At 71.7% G+C, this 24,194-nt stretch carries 24 protein-coding genes; 16 read left to right on the top strand and 8 right to left on the bottom strand.

Annotated features, from left to right (window positions below; translation table 11 throughout):
• The first annotated feature begins 14 nt into the window (after nucleotides 1-14).
• Complete coding sequence (locus tag RPQ07_RS14130; RefSeq protein ID WP_313944496.1) at nucleotides 15-620, top strand: nucleoside triphosphate pyrophosphatase; 606 nt, start codon at nucleotides 15-17, stop codon at nucleotides 618-620.
• 168 nt (nucleotides 621-788) lie between these two features.
• Here RPQ07_RS14130 and RPQ07_RS14135 read toward each other — a convergent pair whose 3' ends face one another.
• Nucleotides 789-1,247, bottom strand: coding sequence for a hypothetical protein (locus RPQ07_RS14135; RefSeq protein ID WP_313944497.1), 459 nt, complete (start codon nucleotides 1,245-1,247; stop codon nucleotides 789-791).
• Nucleotides 1,248-1,606: 359 nt separating this feature from the next.
• Between RPQ07_RS14135 and RPQ07_RS14140 the strand changes: the two genes are divergently transcribed.
• Together RPQ07_RS14140 and RPQ07_RS14145 are read left to right on the top strand one after the other, a co-directional pair.
• Nucleotides 1,607-3,361 (top strand): biotin carboxylase N-terminal domain-containing protein, encoded by a 1,755-nt coding sequence (locus tag RPQ07_RS14140; protein ID WP_313944498.1) that lies wholly within the window; start codon nucleotides 1,607-1,609, stop codon nucleotides 3,359-3,361.
• Nucleotides 3,362-3,498: 137 nt separating this feature from the next.
• Nucleotides 3,499-4,089, top strand: coding sequence for a helix-turn-helix domain-containing protein (locus RPQ07_RS14145; protein ID WP_313944499.1), 591 nt, complete (start codon nucleotides 3,499-3,501; stop codon nucleotides 4,087-4,089).
• 43 nt (nucleotides 4,090-4,132) lie between these two features.
• Here RPQ07_RS14145 and RPQ07_RS14150 read toward each other — a convergent pair whose 3' ends face one another.
• Together RPQ07_RS14150 and RPQ07_RS14155 are read right to left on the bottom strand one after the other, a co-directional pair.
• Nucleotides 4,133-5,086: a DeoR/GlpR family DNA-binding transcription regulator gene (locus tag RPQ07_RS14150; protein WP_313944500.1), complete on the bottom strand. Its 954-nt coding sequence runs from the start codon at nucleotides 5,084-5,086 to the stop codon at nucleotides 4,133-4,135.
• A 143-nt stretch (nucleotides 5,087-5,229) separates the two neighbouring features.
• Nucleotides 5,230-6,669, bottom strand: a complete 1,440-nt coding sequence (locus tag RPQ07_RS14155) for an NAD(P)H-quinone dehydrogenase (RefSeq protein ID WP_313944501.1) — start codon at nucleotides 6,667-6,669, stop codon at nucleotides 5,230-5,232.
• Between the two features lie 717 nt (nucleotides 6,670-7,386).
• Between RPQ07_RS14155 and RPQ07_RS14160 the strand changes: the two genes are divergently transcribed.
• The 4 genes from RPQ07_RS14160 to RPQ07_RS14175 all read left to right on the top strand — a co-directional run bounded on the left by RPQ07_RS14160 (nucleotide 7,387) and on the right by RPQ07_RS14175 (nucleotide 11,896).
• The gene (locus tag RPQ07_RS14160; RefSeq protein WP_313944502.1) at nucleotides 7,387-7,824 is read left to right on the top strand and encodes a gamma-glutamylcyclotransferase; all 438 of its coding nucleotides are present in this window, start codon (nucleotides 7,387-7,389) and stop codon (nucleotides 7,822-7,824) included.
• Nucleotides 7,825-7,946: 122 nt separating this feature from the next.
• The gene (locus tag RPQ07_RS14165; protein WP_313944503.1) at nucleotides 7,947-8,777 is read left to right on the top strand and encodes a purine-nucleoside phosphorylase; all 831 of its coding nucleotides are present in this window, start codon (nucleotides 7,947-7,949) and stop codon (nucleotides 8,775-8,777) included.
• Nucleotides 8,778-8,884: 107 nt separating this feature from the next.
• On the top strand, nucleotides 8,885-10,534 hold the full coding sequence (locus tag RPQ07_RS14170) for a phospho-sugar mutase (protein WP_313944504.1): 1,650 nt from the start codon (nucleotides 8,885-8,887) through the stop codon (nucleotides 10,532-10,534).
• A gap of 156 nt (nucleotides 10,535-10,690) precedes the next feature.
• The gene (locus RPQ07_RS14175) at nucleotides 10,691-11,896 is read left to right on the top strand and encodes a hypothetical protein (protein WP_313944505.1); all 1,206 of its coding nucleotides are present in this window, start codon (nucleotides 10,691-10,693) and stop codon (nucleotides 11,894-11,896) included.
• Nucleotides 11,897-11,900: 4 nt separating this feature from the next.
• Here the strand turns inward: RPQ07_RS14175 and RPQ07_RS14180 are convergent, their stop codons facing one another.
• Both RPQ07_RS14180 and RPQ07_RS14185 read right to left on the bottom strand, forming a co-directional pair.
• Complete coding sequence (locus tag RPQ07_RS14180) at nucleotides 11,901-12,281, bottom strand: hypothetical protein (RefSeq protein WP_313944506.1); 381 nt, start codon at nucleotides 12,279-12,281, stop codon at nucleotides 11,901-11,903.
• A gap of 137 nt (nucleotides 12,282-12,418) precedes the next feature.
• Nucleotides 12,419-13,048, bottom strand: coding sequence for a PH domain-containing protein (locus RPQ07_RS14185; protein WP_313944507.1), 630 nt, complete (start codon nucleotides 13,046-13,048; stop codon nucleotides 12,419-12,421).
• Between the two features lie 457 nt (nucleotides 13,049-13,505).
• Here RPQ07_RS14185 and deoC point away from each other — a divergent pair, with 457 nt between their 5' ends.
• Genes deoC through RPQ07_RS14200 form a run of 3 tightly spaced genes read left to right on the top strand, consistent with a single transcriptional unit; the run spans nucleotide 13,506 to nucleotide 16,806 of the window.
• A complete protein-coding gene (gene deoC / locus RPQ07_RS14190; protein WP_313948890.1) occupies nucleotides 13,506-14,453 on the top strand; it encodes a deoxyribose-phosphate aldolase in 948 nt (315 codons plus the stop codon).
• Between the two features lie 6 nt (nucleotides 14,454-14,459).
• A complete protein-coding gene (locus RPQ07_RS14195) occupies nucleotides 14,460-15,899 on the top strand; it encodes an aldehyde dehydrogenase family protein (RefSeq protein WP_313944508.1) in 1,440 nt (479 codons plus the stop codon).
• Nucleotides 15,892-16,806, top strand: coding sequence for an aldehyde dehydrogenase family protein (locus RPQ07_RS14200; RefSeq protein WP_313944509.1), 915 nt, complete (start codon nucleotides 15,892-15,894; stop codon nucleotides 16,804-16,806). The genes RPQ07_RS14195 and RPQ07_RS14200 overlap by 8 nt, the downstream gene beginning before the upstream one ends.
• A gap of 120 nt (nucleotides 16,807-16,926) precedes the next feature.
• Here RPQ07_RS14200 and RPQ07_RS14205 read toward each other — a convergent pair whose 3' ends face one another.
• Nucleotides 16,927-17,337: a hypothetical protein gene (locus RPQ07_RS14205; RefSeq protein ID WP_313944510.1), complete on the bottom strand. Its 411-nt coding sequence runs from the start codon at nucleotides 17,335-17,337 to the stop codon at nucleotides 16,927-16,929.
• A 60-nt stretch (nucleotides 17,338-17,397) separates the two neighbouring features.
• Here RPQ07_RS14205 and RPQ07_RS14210 point away from each other — a divergent pair, with 60 nt between their 5' ends.
• Entirely contained in the window at nucleotides 17,398-18,105 is a 708-nt protein-coding gene (locus tag RPQ07_RS14210) for a uridine kinase (RefSeq protein ID WP_313944511.1), read from the top strand.
• Between the two features lie 207 nt (nucleotides 18,106-18,312).
• Here the strand turns inward: RPQ07_RS14210 and RPQ07_RS14215 are convergent, their stop codons facing one another.
• Entirely contained in the window at nucleotides 18,313-19,047 is a 735-nt protein-coding gene (locus tag RPQ07_RS14215) for a SigE family RNA polymerase sigma factor (RefSeq protein WP_313944512.1), read from the bottom strand.
• Nucleotides 19,048-19,283: 236 nt separating this feature from the next.
• On the opposite strand from RPQ07_RS14215, the gene afsQ1 reads away from it, so the two are divergent.
• From afsQ1 to RPQ07_RS14240, 5 genes are all read left to right on the top strand, one after another.
• Nucleotides 19,284-19,961 (top strand): two-component system response regulator AfsQ1, encoded by a 678-nt coding sequence (gene afsQ1 / locus RPQ07_RS14220; protein ID WP_175257369.1) that lies wholly within the window; start codon nucleotides 19,284-19,286, stop codon nucleotides 19,959-19,961.
• A gap of 40 nt (nucleotides 19,962-20,001) precedes the next feature.
• A complete protein-coding gene (locus RPQ07_RS14225) occupies nucleotides 20,002-21,579 on the top strand; it encodes a HAMP domain-containing sensor histidine kinase (RefSeq protein ID WP_328861556.1) in 1,578 nt (525 codons plus the stop codon).
• Nucleotides 21,576-22,211: a hypothetical protein gene (locus RPQ07_RS14230; RefSeq protein WP_313944513.1), complete on the top strand. Its 636-nt coding sequence runs from the start codon at nucleotides 21,576-21,578 to the stop codon at nucleotides 22,209-22,211. Before RPQ07_RS14225 ends, RPQ07_RS14230 begins: the two co-directional genes overlap by 4 nt.
• A gap of 151 nt (nucleotides 22,212-22,362) precedes the next feature.
• Nucleotides 22,363-22,932: a VanZ family protein gene (locus tag RPQ07_RS14235; RefSeq protein WP_313944514.1), complete on the top strand. Its 570-nt coding sequence runs from the start codon at nucleotides 22,363-22,365 to the stop codon at nucleotides 22,930-22,932.
• Between the two features lie 102 nt (nucleotides 22,933-23,034).
• The gene (locus RPQ07_RS14240; protein ID WP_313944515.1) at nucleotides 23,035-23,235 is read left to right on the top strand and encodes a PspC domain-containing protein; all 201 of its coding nucleotides are present in this window, start codon (nucleotides 23,035-23,037) and stop codon (nucleotides 23,233-23,235) included.
• A 13-nt stretch (nucleotides 23,236-23,248) separates the two neighbouring features.
• Here RPQ07_RS14240 and RPQ07_RS14245 read toward each other — a convergent pair whose 3' ends face one another.
• Entirely contained in the window at nucleotides 23,249-24,088 is an 840-nt protein-coding gene (locus tag RPQ07_RS14245) for a hypothetical protein (RefSeq protein ID WP_313944516.1), read from the bottom strand.
• Between the last annotated feature and the right edge of the window lie 106 nt (nucleotides 24,089-24,194).

Below are 24,194 nucleotides of genomic sequence, written 5' to 3' on the forward strand. Positions count from 1 at the left end.
CCTACGATGGCGCCATGACCGTCCAAGCCCCCCGCCTTGTTCTGGCCTCCGCCTCCCCCGCCCGGCTGAATCTGCTGCGCCAGGCCGGGCTCGCGCCCGAGGTGATCGTCAGCGGTGTCGACGAGGACGCCCTGAGCGCCCCGACCCCCGCCGAACTCGCCCTCGTACTCGCCGAGGCCAAGGCGGCCGTCGTCGCCGCTCGCCCCGAAGCCGCCGGTGCCCTGGTCATCGGCTGCGACTCGGTCCTGGAACTCGGCGGCGAGGCCCTCGGCAAACCCGTCGACGAGGAAGAGGCCACGGCCCGCTGGAAGGCGATGCGCGGACGCTCGGGCGTGCTGCAGACCGGTCATTGCGTCACCGACACCACGACGGGCCGGATCGCGTCGGCCACCGCGTCGACCACGGTCCGCTTCGGTGAACCGACGGACGCCGAGGTCGCCGCGTACGTGGCGAGCGGCGAACCCCTGCACGTGGCGGGCGCCTTCACCCTCGACGGCCGCTCGGCGCCGTTCATCGAGGGGATCGAGGGCGACCACAGCAACGTCATCGGCCTGTCCCTGCCACTGCTGCGCGGGCTGCTGGCCGAACTGGGCTACTCGATCACGGACCTGTGGGTCTGAACGGACCCGGCGCCCTCACCGGCAGACCCCCGCACCCGCACCGCCCGGGCGCGCCGACGGCGGCCGCGGGGCTACGGCGGCCGTCGGACGAGGAACCTGACACCCCCTGACAGGGGCGTGCCGGAGCTGACGGATCGCGCAAGGGCCTGACACATCCGCCCGCCGGTGTCAGGCCGGCGCGGCACCGTTCGTCGGCGCCGGCCCGGCCTGCGGCGCCGGCTTCGCGTCACGCGGGGTGCGCTCCCTGCCGAAGAAGACCAGCACCATCACGATCAGCGCGAGCACGACCATCATGAACGCGAAGGCGGACCAGCCCACCAGACCCACGGTCAGCGCACCGAGCACGCCGTGCGTCACCGCCGCGGTGATCAGCAGGATGCGGCCGAAGCGCCCCGGCGCCCGGTCGCGCACCCCGGCCAGCAGGGCGACGACGGCGCAGGCCGCCAGGTAGAGGCCGAACACGATGCCCATCGCCCAGGTGCCGGTGACCATCGCGTCCGGGTCCATCCCCGCGAGGGACATGTCCTGACCGTCCACGAACGTGGCGAGGATGCCGTTGACGACGACGAAGCCCACGGCCTCCATCAGCAGTACAGCCGCGGCCACCACGGCCACCGTTCTGCGCATCACGGCGCCCCCAACCCTCAGTTACCGGAAGTACGTACGACAGCGCGAACGCTACTAACGGGTAAATGGCAGGACAAGGGTCTCGGCACGCTCGGTCGTCCGGCAAAGAATCATTCGCCCATTCGTAGGGACTCCACAAAGAAACCCGTTCGGCCGCTGGCTCCACGAACAGAGACCTGCGCCACACAAGAGGGCTACTGTGCGAGGAGGAAACCCGTCGTACCGTGGTGCGACAAGGGATTTCGCGACTGGGGCGAGCCTCGAATCACGCTCCGTGTGGGCAAGCTCACCATTGGGGACGGGTCGAAAGGCCGTGTCGGCTGTCCCTAAACTCAGCTTGTTTCAAGGAGGGAGCCATCGTGCGCAAGGTGCTCATCGCCAACCGAGGCGAAATCGCTGTCCGTGTTGCCCGGGCCTGCCGGGACGCCGGGATCGCGAGCGTAGCCGTCTACGCCGATCCGGACCGGGACGCTCTGCACGTCCGCGCGGCAGACGAAGCGTTCGCCCTGGGCGGTGACACTCCGGCAGCCAGCTATCTGGACATGGCCAAGGTCCTTCAGGCCGCGAAGGACTCCGGTGCGGACGCCATCCATCCTGGATACGGCTTCCTCTCCGAGAACGCCGAGTTCGCGCAGGCCGTGCTGGACGCCGGGCTGACCTGGATCGGCCCGCCGCCGCAGGCGATCCGCGATCTGGGTGACAAGGTCGCCGCCCGTCACATCGCTCAGCGCGCCGGCGCTCCGCTGGTGGCCGGCACGCCCGACCCGGTCTCCGGCGCCGACGAGGTCGTCGAGTTCGCCAAGGAGCACGGCCTGCCCATCGCGATCAAGGCCGCCTTCGGCGGCGGCGGTCGCGGTCTGAAGGTCGCCCGCACCCTGGAAGAGGTGCCGGAGCTGTACGACTCCGCGGTTCGCGAGGCGGTGGCCGCCTTCGGTCGCGGCGAGTGCTTCGTCGAGCGCTACCTGGACAAGCCGCGCCACGTCGAGACCCAGTGCCTGGCCGACCAGCACGGCAACGTCGTGGTCGTCTCGACCCGTGACTGCTCGCTCCAGCGCCGCCACCAGAAGCTGGTGGAGGAGGCCCCCGCGCCCTTCCTGACGGACGAGCAGAACGCCGAGCTGTACGCCGCGTCGAAGGCCATCCTCAAGGAGGCCGGCTACGTCGGCGCCGGCACGGTGGAGTTCCTGGTCGGCGTGGACGGCACGATCTCCTTCCTGGAGGTCAACACCCGTCTCCAGGTCGAGCACCCGGTCACCGAAGAGGTCACCGGCATCGACCTGGTGCGCGAGATGTTCCGCGTCGCCGACGGCGAGGAGCTCGGCTACGGCGACCCGGAGGTGCGCGGCCACTCCTTCGAGTTCCGCATCAACGGCGAGGACCCGGGTCGCGGCTTCCTCCCCGCCCCCGGCACGGTGACCACCTTCGCCCCGCCCTCCGGCCCCGGTGTCCGCCTGGACGCGGGCGTGGAGTCCGGCAGCGTGATCGGCCCGGCGTGGGACTCCCTGCTGGCCAAGCTGATCGTCTCCGGCGCCAGCCGTGAGCAGGCGCTCCAGCGTGCCGCGCGTGCGCTGGACGAGTTCACCGTGGAGGGCATGGCCACGGCCATCCCGTTCCACCGTGCGGTCGTCCGCGACCCGGCGTTCACCAGCGACCCGTTCCGCGTCCACACCCGCTGGATCGAGACCGAGTTCGTCAACGAGATCCCCGCGTTCGCCGCCCCGGCGGAGGCCGAGGTCGAGGACGAGCCGGGCCGCGAGACGGTTGTCGTCGAGGTCGGCGGGAAGCGCCTCGAAGTGTCGCTGCCGGTCTCCCTCGGCATGTCGCTGGCCCGCACCGGCCTGGCCGCGGGTGCGAAGCCCAAGCGCCGTGCCGCGAAGAAGTCCGCGTCCGCCGCCTCCGGCGACACCCTCGCATCCCCGATGCAGGGCACGATCGTCAAGATCGCGGTCGAGGAGGGCCAGGAGGTCAAGGAGGGCGACCTGATCGTCGTCCTGGAGGCCATGAAGATGGAGCAGCCCCTGAACGCGCACCGCGCGGGCACCATCAAGGGCCTCGCCGCCGAGGTCGGAGCGTCCGTCTCGTCCGGCGCGGCCATCTGCGAGATCAAGGACTGACGTCCCGTAGTACACAGGTGCGGATCCCGCCCCGCCGAGTCCCCGGACCGGCGGGGCGGTCCCGTATCCGTACCCGGGAAGCCGCCGGCGGCTCGGTGGCATCCTGGAGACCGGTGCGGCCCAGGGAGGACGGCACGATGACCACGAGTACGACAGCGGCCTCGGCACGGCCGATGCGGGCGGATGCGCGCCGGAACTACGAACGGCTGCTCGTCGAGGCCCGTGCCGCCTTCGCCGAGCACGGCACCGACGCCTCGCTCGAGGAGATCGCCCGCCGGTCGGGGGTCGGTATCGGCACGCTGTACCGGCACTTCCCCAACCGTCACGCGATGATGAACGCGGTCTTCCAGGACGCGCTCGCGTCACTGCTGGAGCGCTCCCGCGAACTGGCCGGCGCGGACCGGCCGTGCACGGCGCTGGTGGAGTGGCTGCGCGCCATCATCACTCATGCGGGTGAGTACCGGGGCCTGTCCAGGGCGCTCATGTCGGCGTCCCACGACCGGAGTTCGGCTCTCTCGCAGTCTTGTGAGCCGCTGCGCGAGGCGGGCAACGAGCTGTTGGTACGGGCGCAGGAGAGCGGCGCCGTGCGCCCGGACGTCTCGATCGCGGATCTGATGCAGCTGACCAACGCGATCGCGCTGGCAGCGGAGCAGACACCCGACGACCCCGAACTGGCGGACCGGCTCCTGCTGCTCACCCTGAAGGGCCTGCGGCCGGACGGCCCGTGAGGCACCGACGACCGGCGCCGAACACCACCTGCGCGACGAAGACCTACCTGCGGCGGAGGTCCGCCACCCTCGCCGCCCGCTCCACACCGGGGTCGGGCGCGAGCGCTCCGGCCGCGCTGCGCAGCTGATGCCCCGGCCCGCCGCGGGTGCGGCGCTGTCCCGGGAGCGGCACATCACGGCGGGGCGGGCGGCCGGGGGCCGTCTCGGCGGCCCCTGCCGCACCGGCCACGGCGATCTGCACCCCCTGGTCGGCGAGCGCCTGGAGCTCGGTGGCCGCACGGTCGTCGTGGGCCGGCGGCTCGTCCGTGACCAGCCGGGTGATCACGTCCGTCGGCACGGTCTGGAACATGGTGTCGGTACCCAGCTTGGTGTGGTCCGCGAGGACCACCACCTCGGCCGCGGCCTGCACGAGCGCCCGGTCGACACTCGCGGAGAGCATGTTGGAGGTGGACAGACCGCGCTCGGCGGTGAGCCCGCTTCCGGACAGGAAGGCACGGGAGACCCGCAGCCCCTGGAGCGACTGCTCCGCGCCACTGCCGACCAGCGCGTAGTTCGAGCCACGCAGGGTCCCGCCGGTCATGACGACCTCGACACGGTTGGCATGGGCCAGCGCCTGGGCGACCAGCAGGGAGTTGGTGACGACGGTCAGCCCCGGAACACGCGCGAGCCGGCGGGCCAGCTCCTGCGTGGTCGTACCGGCGCCGACGACGATGGCCTCGCCTTCTTCGACGAGGCCCGCGGCGAGGTCGGCGATGGCCGTCTTCTCCGCGGTGGCGGACAGGGATTTCTGCGGGAAGCCGGACTCTCTCGTGAATCCGCCCGGCAGTACCGCACCGCCGTGGCGGCGGTCGAGGAGTCCTTCTGCCTCCAGTGCCCGCACGTCCCGACGTACGGTCACTTCGGAGGTCTGGACGACGCGGGCGAGCTCACGGAGCGACACGGCTCCGTTGGCGCGCACCATTTCGAGGATCAATTGGCGACGTTCTGCAGCGAACACGAAACTGACAGTAACCCCACCGGCCGATAGTTTTCAGCACTATGCGCCGAATAGCAGAAGTTGCCCATATCGGAGTTCGGCAAGTGGTATAGGCGGAGCCGAAGTTGACCGCCGGTGCGCCAAGTGCCCGGGGTTCTTCGGATTTACGCCTCGCCGGCCGTCTTCCGGGTGTGCAACTGGCGTGCCACCTCCGCGATCGACCCCGACAGAGAGGGGTACACGGTGAAAGCGTTTGCGATCTGTTCGACCGTCAGATTGTTGTCGACCGCGATCGAGATGGGATGGATGAGCTCGCTCGCACGCGGCGCGACCACACAGCCGCCGACGACGATGCCCGTGCCCGGCCGGCAGAAGATCTTGACGAAACCGTCGCGGATGCCCTGCATCTTCGCGCGCGGGTTGCGCAGCAGCGGCAGCTTCACCGAACGGGCGTCGATCTTGCCCGCGTCCACGTCGGCCTGGGTGTAGCCGACGGTCGCGATCTCCGGGTCGGTGAAGACGTTCGACGAGACCGTCTTGAGGTTGAGGGGCTGCACCGCGTCGCCGAGGAAGTGGTACATCGCGATCCGGCCCTGCATGGCGGCGACCGAGGCGAGCGCGAAGACACCGGTGACGTCACCGGCCGCGTACACGCCCGGGGCGCTGGTCCGCGAGACCTTGTCCGTCCAGATGTGGCCCGAGTCCCTGAGCCGTACGCCCGCGTCCTCCAGACCCATGCCCGCGGAGTTGGGGATCGCGCCGACCGCCATCAGACAGTGCGAGCCGGAGATGACCCGGCCGTCGGAGAGCGTGACCTCGACCCGGTCGCCGACGCGCTTCGCGGACTCCGCGCGGGAGCGGGCCATGACGTTCATGCCGCGGCGGCGGAAGACGTCCTCGAGCACCGCGGCGGCGTCCGGGTCCTCACCGGGCAGCACGCGGTCGCGGGAGGAGACGAGGGTGACCCGGGAGCCGAGCGCCTGGTAGGCACCGGCGAACTCGGCACCGGTGACACCGGAGCCGACCACGATGAGCTCCTCGGGGAGCTCGTCCAGGTCGTACACCTGCGTCCAGTTCAGAATGCGCTCTCCGTCGGGGAGGGCGTCCGGGATCTCCCGCGGATGGCCACCGGTCGCGATGAGCACGGCGTCGGCGGTGAGCGTCTCCTCGCTGCCGTCGGCGGCGCGCACGATCACCTTGCGGGAACCGTCCATCGCCTGCTGGCCCTCCAGCCGGCCGCGGCCGCGCATGACGCGAGCGCCCGCCCTGGTGACGGAGGCGGTGATGTCGTGGGACTGGGCGAGGGCGAGACGCTTCACACGGCGGTTGACCTTGCCGAGGTCCACGCCGACCACCCGGGCGGCCTGCTCGATGTGCGGGGTGTCGTCGGCGACGATGATGCCCAGTTCCTCGTACGAGGAGTCGAAGGTGGTCATCACCTCGGCCGTGGCGATGAGGGTCTTGGAAGGCACACAGTCCGTCAGTACGGATGCGCCGCCGAGGCCGTCGCAGTCCACGACGGTCACCTCCGCGCCGAGTTGGGCGCCCACCAGGGCCGCCTCGTATCCGCCGGGTCCGCCGCCGATGATCACGATCCGGGTCACAGGGGTTACGCCTCGCGCTCTCGTTACTGCCGGGTGGGGTGTCCCGCTGGGCTGGAGTACGTACTCCATTGTCCCGCACGCTTCAACCCGCTCACTCCCGGGGCCTCCCATGCGGGAAGGCGTCCACCCCGAGTGTCCCGGAAGATCCCCCCACCGCCCACCCGCATGCCCTGCATCCGAACCGGCTCGGGTTCGCGTGTGCCCGCAACGGCCACCGGTCTCGTCCCTCGACCCCTGGGAGGGGGCGTGCAGGGTCGTCCCCGCAGGGGATCGGCGGCAACACCCGGGTGACCGAGACAGCAGACCTGTACGCCGCCGACCCCGAGGAGTCGAGCCCGGAGGGCCCCCGGACCCGACGCCGGACAAGAACCCGCAGCCCAGGAACCCGCCAGGGACCCGCACGACCCAAACCTTCGCCCCGCGGACCCGACGCCGCACAAGGACCCGAGGCTCAAGCGCCCGCCCGCCCCAGGGACCCGCACGACCCAAACCTTCGCCCCGCGGACCCGACGCCGGACAAGGACCCGAGGCTCAAGCGCCCGCCCGCCCCAGGGACCCGCACGACCCAAACGTTCGCCCCGCGGACCCGACGCCGGACAAGGACCCGAGGCTCAAGCGCCCGCCAGGAGGACCCCCACCGGACAGAACCCACCACACCCCCCGCCCCACCTCGCCCGCACGAGCCCGCACCCGTGCCCCTCCCGTACCCTCAATCCCATGTCGCTCTACGCCGCGTACGCCGGCAACCTCGACGCGCGGCTGATGTCCCGCCGCGCCCCGCACTCCCCGCTGCGCGGCACCGGCTGGCTGAACGGCCACCGGCTGACGTTCGGCGGCGAGCAGATGGGCTGGGAGGGAGCGCTGGCCACGATCGTGGAGGCGCCGCGTTCCCAGGTCTTCGTCGCGCTGTACGACATCGCCCCGATGGACGAGGACTCGATGGACCGCTGGGAAGGTGTCGGCATGGACATCTACCGGCGGATGCGGGTCCGCGTGGACACCCTGGACGGCGAGGAGCCGGCCTGGGTGTACGTCCTGAACGGCTATGAGGGCGGCCTGCCGTCGGCGCGCTATCTCGGCGAACTCGCGGACGCGGCCGACTCGGCCGGGGCGCCTCACGACTATGTGATGGAGCTGCGGAAGCGGCCCTGCTGACGGCCGCGCCGGGCACCGGCGCGGACACGGAGCGTGTTCGTCGGAAACGACAAGACAACGATCCGAAGACCGTACGCTGCGTCATCTACGCGCGTAGGAAATGACCGGCTACCCTCATTCGCGTGAACGCATCAGTGAACCCGGATCTCAACGGCGTCTCCGCCGACCCCCACGCCGCGGCCGACGCCGCCGCCGCCCGCCTGCGCGAGCTGACCGGCGCCGAGACACACGACGTAGCCCTGGTGATGGGCTCCGGCTGGGCTCCCGCCGTCGACGCGCTCGGTGCTCCCGAGGCCGAGTTCCCGGTCACCGAACTGCCCGGTTTCCCGCCCCCGGCGGTCGAGGGCCACGGCGGCAAGATCCGCTCGTACCGCATCGGCGGCAAGCGCGCGCTCGTCTTCCTGGGCCGTACGCACTACTACGAGGGCCGCGGCGTCGCCGCCGTCGCACACGGTGTGCGCACCGCGGTGGCAGCGGGCTGCAAGACCGTCGTCCTGACGAACGGCTGCGGCGGTCTGCGCGAGGGCATGCGCCCCGGTCAGCCGGTGCTGATCAGCGACCACATCAACCTGACGGCGGCCTCCCCGATCATCGGCGCGAACTTCGTCGACCTGACCGACCTGTACTCGCCGCGGCTGCGCGCGCTGTGCAAGGAGGTCGACTCCTCGCTGGAGGAGGGCGTCTACGTCCAGTTCCCCGGCCCGCACTACGAGACGCCGGCGGAGATCAACATGGTCCGCGTCATGGGCGGCGACCTGGTCGGCATGTCGACGGTGCTCGAGGCGATCGCGGCCCGCGAGGCCGGCGCGGAGGTGCTGGGCATCTCCCTCGTCACCAACCTGGCGGCCGGACTGACGGGTGAGCCGCTCAACCACGAAGAGGTGCTCCAGGCGGGCCGCGACTCGGCGGCGCGCATGGGTTCGCTGCTGACGAGGGTCCTGGACCGGATCTGACATCTGTCGCCTCCGGGGACCCGGGTCCCCGGAGAACGGCCTCCGGCCGTGTCCTTCATCGCCGGCCGGGCCGGAGTTCCCCCGACCCATCACGAGAGGCACACACCGTGACGCAGGACCTCATCGCCCGGGCCGAGGCCTGGCTGGCCGAGGACCCGGACAGCGAGACCCGGGACGAGCTGCGCAAGCTCATCGAGTCCCGGGAGACCGACGAGCTCGCGGCCCGGTTCGCGGGCACGCTCCAGTTCGGCACCGCCGGTCTGCGCGGCGAGCTCGGCGCCGGGCCCATGCGGATGAACCGCGCCGTCGTGATCCGCGCGGCCGCCGGCCTCGCCGCGTACCTGCGGGCCAAGGGCGAGGAGGGCGGCCTCGTCGTCATCGGATACGACGCCCGCTACAAGTCCGCCGACTTCGCGCGCGACACCGCGGCGGTCATGGTCGCCGCCGGCCTCCGGGCGGCCGTGCTGCCGCGTCCGCTGCCGACTCCCGTACTCGCCTTCGCCATAAGGCAGCTGGGTGCCGTCGCCGGCGTCGAGGTCACCGCCAGCCACAACCCGCCGCGCGACAACGGCTACAAGGTCTATCTCGGCGACGGCTCGCAGATCGTGCCGCCCGCCGACGCGGAGATCGCCGCCGAGATCGACGCGATCCGCAGCCTGCACGACGTGCCGCGCGCCGAGTCCGGCTGGGACGTCCTCGGCGAGGAGGTCCTGGAGGCCTATCTGGCCCGTACGGACGCCGTGCTGGCCGCCGGGTCCCCGCGAGGGGTCCGCGTGGTCCACACGGCCCTGCACGGCGTCGGCACGGAGGTGTTCACCGCCGCCTTCGCCCGGGCGGGCTTCCCGGAGCCGGTCCTCGTCGCGGAGCAGGCCGAGCCCGACCCCGCGTTCCCGACCGTCGCGTTCCCGAACCCCGAGGAGCCGGGTGCGATGGATCTCGCCTTCGAGACCGCGCGCCGCGTCCGGCCGGACATCGTCATCGCCAACGACCCCGACGCCGACCGCTGCGCCGTCGCCGTGCCCGACGACAGCGCACCCGGCGAGTGGCGCATGCTGCGCGGCGACGAGGTCGGCGCGCTGCTCGCCGCACACCTCGTCCGCAAGGGCGCGACGGGCACCTTCGCGGAGTCGATCGTGTCCTCGTCCCTGCTGGGCCGGATCGCGGAAGCGGCCGGGCTGCCCTTCGTGGAGACGCTCACCGGCTTCAAGTGGATCGCCCGCGCCGAAGGCCTGCGCTACGGCTACGAGGAGGCGCTCGGCTACTGCGTCGACCCCGAGGGCGTCCGCGACAAGGACGGCATCACCGCCGCGCTGCTCGTCGCCGAGCTTGCGTCGGAGCTCAAGGAGCAGGGCCGCGGACTGACCGATCTGCTCGACGACCTGGCCGTCGAACACGGTCTGCACGCCACGGACCAGCTCTCGGTACGGGTCGAGGACCTGAGCATCATCGCGGACGCGATGCGCCGGCTCCGCGAGCAGCCGCCCGCCGAACTGGCCGGGCTGCGGATCACCGGCGCGGAGGACCTGACCCGGGGTACGGAGACGCTGCCGCCGACGGACGGACTGCGGTACCACCTCGACGGCGAGTTCACCGCCCGCGTCATCGTCCGCCCGAGCGGCACCGAGCCCAAGCTCAAGTGCTACCTGGAGGTCGTCGTCCCGGTCGCGGACGCGGCCGCGCTGCCCGCCGCGCGCGAGCGGGCCACCGAGGTGCTGACGGCGGTCAAGCGGGACCTCTCGGCGGCCGCCGGCATCTGACGGCGGCCATGGTCCCGCGCTGGGCCCAGGGTGCCGCGCGGGGCCGCCCGTACGGGTGAATCTCGTACGGCGTGGCGGCAGCCCGCCCCGCTCCCCGGGGCCGTCCGGGCAAGGGTGTGACCCGGTAGCGCACGCCGAGTCCCAGGAGCAGCCGCCGTGTCTCCCGCCGCGACCGTCCACGCTTTCGTCCCCGCCTCCCGCCGGCCACCGGCCCCGGGGCGCGGGGACGCACCCGGCGCGGGGAGCCGGCTGCTGCGCTCGCTGCGGCGCGCGGCCCCGGCGCTGACCGCCTATCTCGCCGTCCGGCTGTGCGGGCTGCTGGCCGTCGCCCATCTCGCCCACGCCAAGGGCCACGGCATCTGGCCGACGCTGGCCACGTCCTGGGACTCCGACTGGTACCTCGGCATCGCCGAGCACGGGTACACCGACCGGCTCGGCACCGCGGTCAACGAGAACAACCTCGCCTTCTTCCCGCTCTATCCGGCGCTGGTGAAGGCGGTCGCCGCGGTCACGCCCGGCTCACGCGCCTCGGTCGGCCTGATGCTCGCGATCGCGTGCTCGTTCGTCGCCGCGTGGGGCGTCTTCGCGGTCGGCGACCGGCTCCGCGGACGGCGGGTCGGCACCCTGCTCACGGTCCTGTGGGGCACGCTGCCGGTCGCGATGGTGCAGTGGATGGGCTACACGGAGTCGCTGTTCACCGCCCTCGCGGCCTGGGCGTTGTACGCGGTGCTCACCGGCCGCTGGCTGTGGGCGGGTTCACTCGCGTCCCTGGCGGGGCTGACCCGGCCCACGGGCATCGCGGTGGCGGCGGCCGTCTGCCTGGCCGCGCTGCTCGCCGCCCGGCGCGACCCCGGCGTCCGCGCGACGGCCGTGGCGGGCGCGTGCCTCGCGCCGCTGGGCTGGCTGGGGTTCGTCGCCTGGGTCGGGGTGCGGGTGGGCCGCGCGGACGGCTACTTCGCCGTGCAGCGGCTGTGGAAGAACGACTGGGACGGCGGCCGGGCGACCCTGCTGGAGCTGCGCCAGCAACTGATCTACATGACCCGGCCCCAGCTGTTCGTCCTGGCCGTCTCGGCGGTGCTGATCCTCTCCGTCGTGCTCTACCTGCTGTGCGCGGTGGACCGGCAGCCGCTGCCCCTGCTGGTGTTCACGGGCGTACTGCTGCTCGTGGTGCTGGGCAGCGGCGGCGTCTACTTCCCCCGGGCGCGCTTCCTGCTGCCCGGATTCCCGCTGCTGCTGCCGGTGGCCCAGGCACTGGCCCGGGCCCGGCGCACGGCGACGGTCGCGGTCGTCCTGGGCACGTCGACACTCATGTCCGCGTGGCTGGGCGCGTACATGCTGCTGGTCTGGAAGGGGCCGCCGTGACGCGTCAGCCGGGTCCCCCGACGGCCGGCTCCGCGAGGAGCGAGCGGAAACGCCGCTGGGCGGCACGGCAGGTCGAATGGCGTTCGTACGCCCGCCCGGAGACGGCCGCGGCCCGGCCGTCGGCGTCGCGGAGCAGCCACACCCAGCCGTTGCCGCCGGGGGTGTGCTGCACCCCGCCCGTCATCTCGGCGTGCCCGGCGCACAAGGACGCGAACGCGGCGGCGCACGAGCCGTGATCGCCGAACGTGGTCGCCGACACGGCCACCACGCGACCGTTCGGGGCGATCAGCCGCCAGCCGTACCGGCCTGCGCCGTCGACGTCGATCCGGCACCTCGTCCCGGACAACGCCGCCGTCCAGCTGCCTTCGTCGGTTCGCCCGACCATGCCTCACCCCCACTGCGTCGGCAGGGGCAATCTATGGACGCCTACGGGAGGGGCGGGGCCGAACAGGGGACGTGGAGCCGTCCTTCATCCGGGCGTTGCCCCCCGGCCGCCCCCAGGCCATCGCCCGGTGGAGCGGCTCAGACGGCCAGCAGCGCGATGAGCAGGACGAGCCCGGCGAGGGTGGGCGCGAGCAGCTCGTACGCCCAGCGGACCTGCATCCGACCCTGCGCCTCGGGCCGGGAGGCGTTGCGCTCGGCCATCTCCCGCAGATCGGCGACGGTCTGATCGGCCGGCGCCAGACGTGCCTTGTCGCTCACGTCGGCGTGCACGGACGTCCGCCGGTGCGGATCGTCTTGCGCCCGCTGCATCTGCCGCCGTGAGACCCGCTTGCGCTGCCGCAACGACACGGGCACGGCCCACAGCTGGACCTTCTTCCCGTCCTGCGTGAACACCTCGCTCGAAAAGGACGCGCGCACATCGGCGACGTCCCCCCAGGGCAGGGTGATCGTCCGGAACGGATTCCTGATCCGCAGCCGGTCGTCGTTGGCGAAGACGGCGGGCCGCATCGTGAACGCGACGACGACGGGCACGACGAGGAGGGCCCCGGCGAGGGCGATCCAGGGGGTGCGCCCCTCGCCCCGGACGAGAGCGTCCCCGGCGATCCATGCGACGAGGGCGAGCAGCAACACTCCACCGCCCATTCCGGCGGACGACCGGAAGACGCGGTCGGCGTAGGTGTTCTCGGCGGGAGTCGGCGAACTGCTCATCCCCCGATTCTGCCGCACCCCCGCCTGACACTCCTCCCGCACCCCCTGACCGTCCGTGTCCGCCCTCGCCGGAGTTCCGACTGGCCCCGGCCGGTAAAGAGGATCTGGGCCCACACCCCTGCTTCCGCCGAACAGGGCTCGGGTTCGCGTGTGCCTGCAACCGCCACGGGTCGCGTCCTCGCCCCCCGGCAGGGGGCGTGCAGGGTCGTCCCCGCAGGGGATCGGCGGCAACACCCGGGTGACCAACACAACACAGCTGTACGCCGCCGACCCCGAGGAGTCGAGCCCGGAGGGCCCCCGGGACCCGCACCACACAAGCGCCCGAGGCCCAAGCACCCGGCCCCGCCCGAAGGACCCGCACCCCACAGGAACCCGCAGAACCCGCACCCCCACCGCACAACCACCCCCCTCCCCCTGTACAGGTCGCTACGCGCGTAGATATGCTCATCTGGTGACCATGCCCACCACTGCACCTGCATTCGCCGACGCGACGGCGTCCGACACTGCGCTGCGCCGCTTCCTGCACGGGCTCCCCGGCGTCGACCCCGTCGGCCTCGAAGCCCGCGCCGCGTCCCTCGGTACCCGTTCGATCAAGACCACGGCCAAGGCCTACGCCATCGACCTGGCCATCTCCATGATCGACCTGACGACGCTCGAAGGCGCGGACACCCCGGGCAAGGTCCGGGCGCTCGCCGCCAAGGCCGTCCGTCCTGATCCGACCGACCGCGGCACCCCGACGACCGCCGCCGTCTGTGTCTACCCCGACATGGTCGCGACCGCCAAGGCCGCCCTTCAGGGTTCGGACGTCAAGGTCGCCTCCGTCGCCACCGCCTTCCCCGCCGGCCGCGCCGCCCTCGACGTGAAGCTCGCGGACGTCCGCGACGCCGTCGCCGCGGGTGCGGACGAGATCGACATGGTCATCGACCGCGGCGCGTTCCTCGCCGGCCGGTACCTCAAGGTGTACGAGGAGATCCTCGCCGTGAAGGAGGCTTCCGGCGCCGCCCGCCTGAAGGTCATCTTCGAGACCGGCGAGCTCTCCACGTACGACAACATCCGCCGCGCCTCCTGGCTCGGCATGCTCGCGGGCGCCGACTTCATCAAGACGTCGACGGGCAAGGTCGCGGTCAACGCCACCCCGTCGAACACCCTGCTCATGCTCGAGGCCGTTCGCGACTTCCGGGAGCAGACTGGGGTACAGGTGGGCGTGAAGCCCGCGGGCGGCATCCGCACCAGCAAGGACGCGATCAAGTTCCTCGTCCTCGTCAACGAGACCGTCGGCGAGGACTGGCTGGACAACCACTGGTTCCGCTTCGGTGCGTCGAGCCTGCTCAACGACCTGCTGATGCAGCGCCAGAAGCTGGCCACCGGCCGCTACTCCGGCCCCGACTACGTCACGGTGGACTGAGACCCCATGGACAAGCAGACATTCGCATACGCGCCGGCCCCCGAGTCGCGTTCGGTCGTCGACATCGCGCCGTCGTACGGCCTGTTCATCGACGGCGAGTTCACCGACGCCGCCGACGGCAAGGTCTTCAAGACCGTCTCGCCGTCGACCGAGGAGGTCCTCGCCGAGGTCGCCCAGGCCGGCACCGAGGACGTGGACCGTGCCGTGAAGGCCGCCCGCAAGGCGTTCGAGAAGTGGTCCGCGCTGCCCGGCGCCGAGCGCGCCAAGTACCTGTTCCGCATCGCGCGGATCATCCAGGAGCGCAGCCGCGAGCTCGCCGTCCTCGAGACGCTGGACAACGGCAAGCCGATCAGGGAGACGCGTGACGCGGACCTCCCCCTGGTCGCGGCGCACTTCTTCTACTACGCGGGCTGGGCCGACAAGCTCGACCACGCCGGCTACGGCGCGAACCCCCGCCCGCTCGGCGTCGCCGGCCAGGTCATCCCCTGGAACTTCCCGCTGCTGATGCTGGCGTGGAAGATCGCGCCCGCGCTCGCCACGGGCAACACGGTGGTGCTGAAGCCCGCCGAGACGACCCCGCTCTCCGCCCTGTTCTTCGCCGACATCTGCCGTCAGGCGGGCCTGCCGAAGGGTGTCGTCAACATCCTTCCCGGCTACGGCGAGACCGGCGCCGCGCTCGTCGACCACCCGGGCGTCGACAAGGTCGCCTTCACCGGCTCGACCGGCGTCGGCAAGGCGATCGCCCGGCAGATCGCGGGAACCGGCAAGAAGGCCACGCTGGAGCTCGGCGGCAAGGGCGCCAACATCGTCTTCGACGACGCCCCGATCGACCAGGCCGTCGAGGGCATCGTCACCGGCATCTTCTTCAACCAGGGCCAGGTCTGCTGCGCCGGCTCCCGGCTGCTCGTCCAGGAGTCGGTCCAGGACGAGGTGCTGGACTCGCTGAAGCGCCGGCTGTCGACGCTGCGTCTGGGCGACCCGCTGGACAAGAACACCGACATCGGCGCGATCAACTCCGCGGAGCAGCTGGCGCGGATCACCGCGCTCGCCGAGACCGGTGAGGCCGAGGGCGCCGAGCGCTGGTCGGCCCCCTGCGAGCTGCCCTCCTCGGGCTACTGGTTCGCGCCGACACTGTTCACGAACGTCACCCAGGCGCACACCGTCGCCCGTGACGAGATCTTCGGGCCGGTGCTGTCGGTGCTCACCTTCCGTACGCCGGACGAGGCGGTCGCGAAGGCGAACAACAGTCAGTACGGCCTCTCCGCCGGCATCTGGACGGAGAAGGGCTCGCGCATCCTCGCGGTCGCGGGCAAGCTCCGCGCGGGCGTGGTGTGGGCCAACACCTTCAACAAGTTCGACCCGACCTCGCCCTTCGGCGGCTACAAGGAGTCGGGCTTCGGCCGCGAGGGCGGCCGCCACGGTCTGGAGGCCTACCTCGATGTCTGACGTGACTCGTCTGAGCGTCTTCAAGACCTACAAGCTGTACGTCGGGGGCAAGTTCCCCCGCTCCGAGAGCGGCCGGGTGTACGAGGTGACGGCGAAAACATCAGCGGCTGACGCGGCGGGCAAGGGCGCTTGGCTGGCCAACGCGCCCCTCTCCTCCCGCAAGGACGCCCGTGACGCGGTCGTCGCGGCACGCAAGGCGTTCGGCGGCTGGTCGGGCGCGACCGCGTACAACCGCGGTCAGATCCTCTACCGCATCGCGGAGATGCTGGAGGGCCGGCACAAGCAGTTCAGCAACGAGGTCGCGGCCGCCGAGGGGCTGTCCAAGTCCGCGGCGTCGGCCGTCGTGGACGCGGCGATCGACCGCTGGGTCTGGTACGCGGGCTGGACGGACAAGATCGCCCAGGTCGTGGGCGGCGCGAACCCGGTCGCGGGTCCGTTCTTCAACCTGTCGACGCCCGAGCCGACCGGTGTCGTCGCCGTGCTCGCGCCGCAGGAGTCGTCGTTCCTGGGCCTGGTCTCGGTGATCGCCCCGGTCATCGCCACGGGCAACACCGTGATCGTCGTGGCGAGCGAGAAGGCACCGCTGCCGGCGCTCTCGCTGGGCGAGGTGCTGGCCACCTCCGACCTGCCCGGCGGTGTGGTCAACGTGCTCTCGGGCCGTACGGCCGAGATCGCGACCCCGCTCGCCTCGCACCAGGACGTCAACGCCATCGACCTGACCGGCGCCGACGAGATGCTGGCGAGGGAGCTGGAGATCGCGGCCGCGGACAACCTGAAGCGGGTTCTCCGTCCCCAGGCTGTGGATTACGCGGCCGACCCGGGCACGCACCGTATGACCGCGTTCCTGGAGACCAAGACGGTCTGGCACCCGACGGGTTCGCTCGGCGCGTCCGGCTCGGCCTACTGAGCTGATCCGGCTCCACGATCAGGAGCCTCCCCGATCAGGAGCCCCCTGCCGTCCCGTCCGGCGGCAGGGGGCTCCTCTCATGTCCGGTCACGCACATCGGGACGGACATGGGAGAGGCGCTCAGAGCGGAAGTGCTCCCACGACGCCGCCGGCCACCGGCAGGTCCTCGAGCGCCGCGCCCGACGCGAGCGGGCCGGTGGCGGCGGTGGTGGAGAGCGGCTTGAAGTCGGCGACCTGGGTGGCGACTCCGTTGGCCAGCGGGTCGACTCCGGTGTTCGCCAGCGGGTTCAGCTGCAGGCTGCGGAGCTGGGCGATGCCGGTGACGGAGTTGGTGACCACACCGGTCAGCCCGGCGGCCGGGCCGGCGTCCTGCCCGGCCGGCAGAGCGGCGCCGAGCGCATCGAGGCCCACGGGCGCCGCCGGTGCCGCATGGGCGGCACCGCTCGCGCCGAGGGCCGCGGCCACCGCCGCGACGGTCAGACCTGCGCCGAGGGCGAGCCGCCGGGACTGGGGGGCTGTGTGACGTGCCATGGGATTTCCTGACTGGACGAGACGAGTAATCGGTTGAGCACGCAGCGTAGTTGACGTGTGATGCCGAATACCAACGTTCGACCCGAGGGGTCCCCTTCACGGGTCAATGCGTCACACTGGTGTCCCGTGAGCTCATCCCCCATACCGACTCGTGTCGTGCTGCTCTCGGGCCCCTCAGGATCCGGGAAGTCGTCCCTCGCCGCCCGCACGGGCCTGCCCGTGCTGCGCCTCGACGACTTCTACAAGGAGGGCGACGACCCGACGCTTCCGCTGGTGGAGGGAACCTCCGACATCGACTGGGACTCCCCCGGGTCGTGGGACGCGGACGCCGCGGTGGCAGCGGTCGTGGAGCTGTGCCGTACGGGACGGACGACCGTTCCCGTGTACGACCTCGCCACCAGCGCGCGGGTGGACCGGGGTTCGCTCGACATCGGGCGCACACCGCTGTTCGTGGCGGAGGGCATCTTCGCGGCGGACATCGTGGCGCGGTGCCAGGACCTCGGTGTGCTGGCGGACGCGCTCTGTCTGCGCGGGCGCCCGTCCACGACCTTCCGGCGCCGTCTGCTGCGGGATCTGCGCGAGGGCCGCAAGTCGGTGGGCTTCCTCGTGCGCCGCGGCTGGCGGCTCATGCGGGCCGAGCGGGGCATCGTGGCGCGGCAGCGGGAGCTGGGCGCCCACCCGTGCGGCAAGGACGAGGCACTCGGCCGGTTCGCGGCCGCGGCGGCAGGCCGCTGCCGCCGGGCACCCGCGACCCGTACGCCCGCGTAACACCCACACCCCGCACGCCGCGTAACGCGCCCCACGGCGGGAGCGGTTCGCACACCCGCGCAATACGACGGAGCGGGGCCGGACAAGACCCCCCGGCCTGTCCGGTCCCGCTCCGTTTCCCCCGTGGGTCCCCCGTGACCCCCGTGATCCCCCACTCCCGCCGTCTCCCCCGAAACGGCGGCCCCCTTCTCTTTCCCCCCAGTACCTTCAGGCCACGAGCTCGCCGAAGGACTCCTCCTCGTCACGGCCGAAGCTGAGGACCTCGTCCTCGCGCAGCCGGCGGAGCGACCGCCAGATGCTCGACTTCACCGTGCCGACACTGATGTCCAGGATCTCCGCGATCTCCGGGTCGGTGCGGCCCTCGTAGTAGCGAAGGACCAGCATCGTCCGCTGGAGTTCGGGCAGCCTGGCCAGCGCCTGCCACAGCACCGCACGCAGCTCCGTGCCCCGCATCGCGTCGGTGTCGCTCGCCGTCTCCGGCAGCTCCTCCGTGGGGTACTCGTTGAGCTTGCGCCGGCGCCAGGCGCTGATGTGCAGATTGGTCATGGTGCGACGGAGGTAGCCCCCGACCGCCGCCTTGTCACTGATCCGGTCCCAGGCCCGGTAGGTCGAGAACAGCGCGCTCTGCAGCAGGTCCTCGGCCTCGAACCGGTCACCGGTGAGGTGGTAGGCGGTGGCGTACAGGGAGGAGCGGCGCTCCTGCACGTAGGCGGTGAACTCCGCCTCCGACAGTCCTGCCTGCTCCCCCGAGCCCTCCCCGTACGCCGCTCCGCTGCCCCCCGTGGGCACGTCAACGACCGTCATGTACGACGGCTTGTGCTGACGCCCGGCGCCGCGAACGCACCCCCGCCCGTTCACGGCGCCGGACTTCTCCGGTCCCCTCACGACGTCATGGAGACGCGTGACAACTGCGCTTGAGTTGGTGCTGTGCAGTGCGTTCATCTCGCGCCCCCCGTCGGTGGAGTCTGTTTCCGTCCGTGTGCCAAAAGCTTGCCCAGGCGATTTCATGGCGGTGTCCGCCGACTGTCACAGGCCTGTCACAGGGGCCGCCGGGCCGTCACGGCCCCGCTGCGCCACCGGTTCGCAAAGCTCTCTTTACGCCTCTCACAAGGGGAGGAAGCGTGTGAGAGCGCTCCAGCAGTCGAACTACGGCACACACATGGGCCAGAATGACCACCGTGCCTTTCCTGTTGCTGATCGAGGACGACGACGCCATCCGCACGGCCCTCGAACTCTCGCTGTCACGCCAGGGCCACCGAGTGGCCACCGCGGCGACGGGAGAGGACGGTCTGAAACTGCTGCGCGAGCAGCGACCGGACCTGATCGTGCTGGATGTGATGCTGCCCGGGATCGACGGTTTCGAGGTGTGCCGCCGCATCAGGCGCACCGATCAGCTGCCGATCATTCTGCTGACCGCACGCAGCGACGACATCGATGTGGTGGTCGGTCTGGAGTCGGGCGCGGACGACTATGTCGTCAAACCCGTGCAGGGCCGTGTGCTGGACGCCCGTATCCGGGCCGTACTGCGCCGCGGCGAGCGGGAGTCCACCGACTCGGCGACCTTCGGCTCCCTGGTGATCGACCGCTCGGCGATGACGGTCACCAAGAACGGTGAGGACCTCCAGCTCACGCCCACCGAGCTGCGGCTGCTGCTCGAACTGAGCCGCAGGCCCGGGCAGGCGCTCTCCCGGCAGCAACTGCTGCGTCTTGTGTGGGAGCACGACTATCTCGGCGACTCACGACTGGTGGACGCGTGCGTCCAGCGGCTGCGGGCGAAGGTCGAGGACGTGCCGTCCTCGCCCACCCTGATCCGCACCGTGCGCGGCGTGGGCTACCGGCTGGACGTTCCGCAGTGACACATGTCTGCACCGTCATTCCCATGAACGGAACCCCTCGGTGAGCAGTGCCGCAAAGCGCGCCGTACTCGCCCCGCTGCGCTGGACGAGCCTCAGGCTCCGGCTGGTCGTGGTCTTCGCGGCGGTCGCGCTGACCGCGGCGGTGACCGCCTCGGGGATCGCGTACTGGCTGAACCGGGAAGCCGTCCTGACCCGGACGCAGGACTCCGCCCTCGCGGACTTCCGGCAGGACATGCAGAACCGGGCAGCGGCGCTCCCGCTGGAGCCGACGCAGGCCGAACTCCAGGAGGCCGCCGAGCAGATGGCCGACGGCAACGCCGACTACAGCGTGCTCCTGATCGGTCAGCGCGACGAGGGCAAGCCGGTGGTCGTCACCTCCGACCCGGACACCTTCACGCTGGACGACGTGCCCGGGCGGCTGCGCGAGGCGGTGGACAAGCGTCAGGACATAGGTGCGGGCAACCAGGTCCCGTACCACCTGTACTGGCTGCGCACCGAGCGCAACGGCGAGCCCTTCCTCGTCGGCGGCACCCGGATCGTCGGCGGCGGCCCGACGGGCTACGTCTTCAAGTCGCTGGACCAGGAACGGCAGGACCTCAATTCGCTGGCCTGGTCGCTGGGGATCGCGACCGCGCTGGCGCTCGTCGGCTCGGCGCTGCTCGCCCAGGCCGCGGCCACGACCGTGCTGAAGCCGGTGCACCGGCTCGGCGAGGCGGCCCGGCGGCTCGGCGAGGGCAAGCTCGACACCCGGCTGCGGGTGTCGGGAACCGATGAACTGGCCGAGCTGGCGCGGACGTTCAACAAGACGGCCGAGTCGCTGGAGAAGAAGGTCGACGACATGAGCGCGCGGGAGGAGTCCAGCCGCCGTTTCGTCGCCGACATGTCGCACGAACTGCGCACCCCGCTCACCGCGCTGACCGCCGTCACCGAAGTGCTGGAGGACGAGGTCGACACCCTCGACCCGATGATCGCGCCCGCGGTGAACCTGGTGGTGAGCGAGACCCGGCGGCTCGGCGATCTGGTGGAGAACCTCATGGAGGTCACCCGCTTCGACGCGGGCACGGCGAAGCTCGTCGTGGACAACGTCGACGTCGCCGACCAGGTCACCGCGTGCATCGACGCCCGTGCGTGGCTGGACGCCGTGGACCTGGACGCCGAACGCGGCATCATGGCGCGGCTCGACCCGCGCCGGCTCGACGTGATCCTCGCGAACCTGATCGGCAACGCGCTCAAGCACGGCGGCTCGCCGGTTCGCGTGTCGGTGCGCCCGGTCGACGGCGAACTGCTGATCGAGGTACGGGACCACGGCCCCGGCATCCCCGAGGACGTCCTGCCGCATGTCTTCGACCGGTTCTACAAGGCGAGCGCGTCACGGCCGCGTTCGGAGGGCAGCGGTCTGGGCCTGTCGATCGCGATGGAGAACGCGCACATCCACGGCGGCACCATCACCGCGGCGAACTCGCCGGACGGCGACGGCGCGGTGTTCGTGCTGCGGCTGCCGCGCGACAGCTCCGACGCGAAGGACTGCGACGGGCACGGCGACACCGACGCGGACGCGGGGCCGGACGAGGGCACGGACGCACAGAGCCGTGACCGGGGAGAGGAAGGCACACGGTGACGCCGAACGCAGCGGGCAGGCGGGCCGTGGTGGCGTTCGCCGCCCTCCTGGGCGCCCTCGCCATCGGCGGGTGCGGCATCAGGTCCACCCAGGTCCCCGTCGACGCCGGGGCGGCGCCGTCGCGGGTGCCCTGCGAGGTGTCGGGCGGCAACCTCACCCAGGCGCAGCCGGAGAGCGGTGTCCCGGTGCGCGTCTATCTCGTCTGCGCCTCCCAGCTGGAGTCCGTGGACCGTACGGCCGGAGTGCCGGAGAAGAAGGCGCTGACCGACCGGGTGCAGGTGGCCCAGGCGCTGATCGACGAGTTGCAGAAGGAGCCGTCGTCCTCGGAGCGCGAGGCGGGCTTCGCCACGTACGTCCGCGGGCCGATCGTGGCCGCGGGGCCGCGCAAGGGGGACCCGGCGGGCACGCTGCGGCTGAACCGCCAGCCCGAGGACCTGCCCGCGCCGGCTCTCACTCAGATCGTGTGCACGTTCGCGGAGAGCCGGGCGGCGGCCCCGGGAGGCGCCGTGGTGCTCGGCGGTCCGGGCGCGTACGCGCCCCGGAGCTACTCGTGCTCCCAGACGGCCAAGGAGCGGCCGGACGAGACGGTGCCGACGCTCGGAGCGCTGCCGTCCCCGTCCGCGTCTCAGTAGCGCCACGGCCTGGGACGTACGTCACGTGCGTCGCGCCGACGGCCCTGTGGGGTGCGGTGACGGCCCCGAAGGGTCCGCGCGGCGCGACCCGTCCGGCTTCCACTTGAAAGCTTCCGGAACCGATTCGCGCGCAGCGTGCGTCTTGGGGGGCGTGCAGCGTCAAGGTCAGGGCGGCAGTGCCGTCATCCGCTTCCGCGCGGCGGGGGTCACCCTCCTCCTCGCGCATCTGCTGCTCGTGGCATGGCTGACCCTGCGCCCGCTGGACGTGCTGTGGGTGACGGCCGCGAATCTCGAGCCCTTCGCCGGTATCAAGGCCGACCTCGCGCTGGGCCCCGTGGAGGCCGCCCGCCGGATAGGTGAGGGACTGCTGCTGCTCGCGCCGCTCGGCGTCCTGCTGCCCATGGCCGGCGGCAGACTCATGGTCTCGCCGCTGGCCTCACTGGCCCGCACCGTCGCGGCCGGCGCGTTCCTCTCGATCGCCATAGAGCTGCTCCAGACCGGCGTACCGGGACGGGTGCTCGACGTCGACTCGCTGCTGCTGAACACCGCCGGGGTGACGATCGCCCATCTGCTGGTCGTCCCCGCCGGCCGGGCCCGGCTGCGCCGCAGGCAGCGGGGCGCGGATGCCGGGTCCTCCTCGCGTCCGCGCGGTGCCGTCCTTCGGGAGGAGCCCTCTCAGGGGGCGACCCCGACGATTCCCAGGGTCGGGATCGCACCGTAGAGCGACGCTTTGCACCCCTGTCGAGAGCCACCATGGATACATCAGGAGCTACCGGGAACCGCTCCTGAACATCCGCAGACGGTTCTCGTAAAGGAGCCCATCATGGCCGCACTTGTCCGCCCGCGTGAGGGACGCATGATCGGTGGAGTGTGCGCCGCGCTGGCACAGCGCTTCGGCACATCCGCCGGCACCATGCGGGTCATCTTCGCCGTCTCGTGCCTGCTGCCCGGCCCGCAGTTCCTGGTCTACCTGGCGCTGTGGCTGTTCCTGCCGGCCGAGAAGACCGCCACGACGGCCTGGTAGTACACCTGCCGGCTCAGCCGGCCCGCACCTGGCCGACCTTCGCCAGCTGCTTGTCGGCAACCTCCTGGGGGACGCGCGGCGGTACCCGCCGCGCGAGATCGAGCGCCATGAACCGCGCCACCGTGGCGCCTTGGCGCACCACGACCAGATGGACCGGGGCGGCCACGCCCTCGTTGGTCCCGACCGCCGTCCAGCTGACGGTCTCGTCGGCGCCCTTGGCGGTGAAGGGGCTCTCCTTCACCTCACGGTAGGAGCCGCTGCGGCCCTGGAGGGTGGCGGTGAATCCCTTGCCGCACGCGCCGACAGCCTTCTGAAGGCCGTCCATGAGCTTCACCGCGTCCGCCTCGCTGTAGGCACTGACCGAGGCGGACACCGCGAGCCCGACGTTCTCGACCGAGCCCAGCCCGCGGTTGACCGTGCTCTTCGCCCGGGGGCTCGGTGCGTCACCCATCGCATCGGCGAGCGGCTGGCACGTCGGGGTGTCGGCGGTGGGCTGCCCCGCGGGGGCGAGGGCGCTCTTGCCGCTGGACACCTGGAAGCCGGGCAGATCTCCGGTGGCCAGCGCGGAGCGCTCCAACTGGGGGCCGGTGAACGGCTTCGAGGTGTCGCCGCCGGCGGTGCCGCCGTTCCCCTGGCCGCTGTCACCGCCGTCGCCGTTGCCGCCGTCGCTCTTTCCCCCGTCGGCCGGTCCGGCACCGGTGGTCGCGCCCGAACTCGCGGGCGTGTCCGAGCCCTTTGCGGGCTCCTTGCCGTCGTCACTCGTGCAGGCCGTGGCCAGCAGGAGGGCGGAGAAGGCGGAGAGGGCTGTCAGCAGGGTCGGTCGGGCACGTGTCCCGGCGGTCTTCGGGCGCATGGCGGCGATCCTGGCACACAGACGTGGGGCCCACATCCGATTCGGGATGTGCGCCCCACTTCAGTGGCGTCCGGCGGATGTCGGTTGCGCCCGTCGGAAGATCGCC

It is taken from the genome of Streptomyces sp. AM8-1-1 (assembly GCF_032229325.1).
GTDB lineage: Bacteria > Actinomycetota > Actinomycetes > Streptomycetales > Streptomycetaceae > Streptomyces > Streptomyces achmelvichensis.

Coding starts and splice junctions, on each gene's coding strand:
- RPQ07_RS14200 (WP_313944509.1), top strand. CDS start 15,892: ATGTCTGACGTGACTCGTCTGAGCGTCTTCAAGACCTACAAGCTGTAC.
- RPQ07_RS14195 (WP_313944508.1), top strand. CDS start 14,460: ATGGACAAGCAGACATTCGCATACGCGCCGGCCCCCGAGTCGCGTTCG.
- RPQ07_RS14180 (WP_313944506.1), bottom strand. CDS start 12,281: ATGGTCGGGCGAACCGACGAAGGCAGCTGGACGGCGGCGTTGTCCGGG.
- RPQ07_RS14135 (WP_313944497.1), bottom strand. CDS start 1,247: ATGCGCAGAACGGTGGCCGTGGTGGCCGCGGCTGTACTGCTGATGGAG.
- RPQ07_RS14130 (WP_313944496.1), top strand. CDS start 15: ATGACCGTCCAAGCCCCCCGCCTTGTTCTGGCCTCCGCCTCCCCCGCC.
- deoC (WP_313948890.1), top strand. CDS start 13,506: ATGCCCACCACTGCACCTGCATTCGCCGACGCGACGGCGTCCGACACT.
- RPQ07_RS14185 (WP_313944507.1), bottom strand. CDS start 13,048: ATGAGCAGTTCGCCGACTCCCGCCGAGAACACCTACGCCGACCGCGTC.
- RPQ07_RS14205 (WP_313944510.1), bottom strand. CDS start 17,337: ATGGCACGTCACACAGCCCCCCAGTCCCGGCGGCTCGCCCTCGGCGCA.
- RPQ07_RS14215 (WP_313944512.1), bottom strand. CDS start 19,047: ATGAACGCACTGCACAGCACCAACTCAAGCGCAGTTGTCACGCGTCTC.
- RPQ07_RS14145 (WP_313944499.1), top strand. CDS start 3,499: ATGACCACGAGTACGACAGCGGCCTCGGCACGGCCGATGCGGGCGGAT.
- RPQ07_RS14210 (WP_313944511.1), top strand. CDS start 17,398: ATGCCGAATACCAACGTTCGACCCGAGGGGTCCCCTTCACGGGTCAAT.
- RPQ07_RS14160 (WP_313944502.1), top strand. CDS start 7,387: ATGTCGCTCTACGCCGCGTACGCCGGCAACCTCGACGCGCGGCTGATG.
- RPQ07_RS14245 (WP_313944516.1), bottom strand. CDS start 24,088: ATGCGCCCGAAGACCGCCGGGACACGTGCCCGACCGACCCTGCTGACA.
- RPQ07_RS14240 (WP_313944515.1), top strand. CDS start 23,035: ATGGCCGCACTTGTCCGCCCGCGTGAGGGACGCATGATCGGTGGAGTG.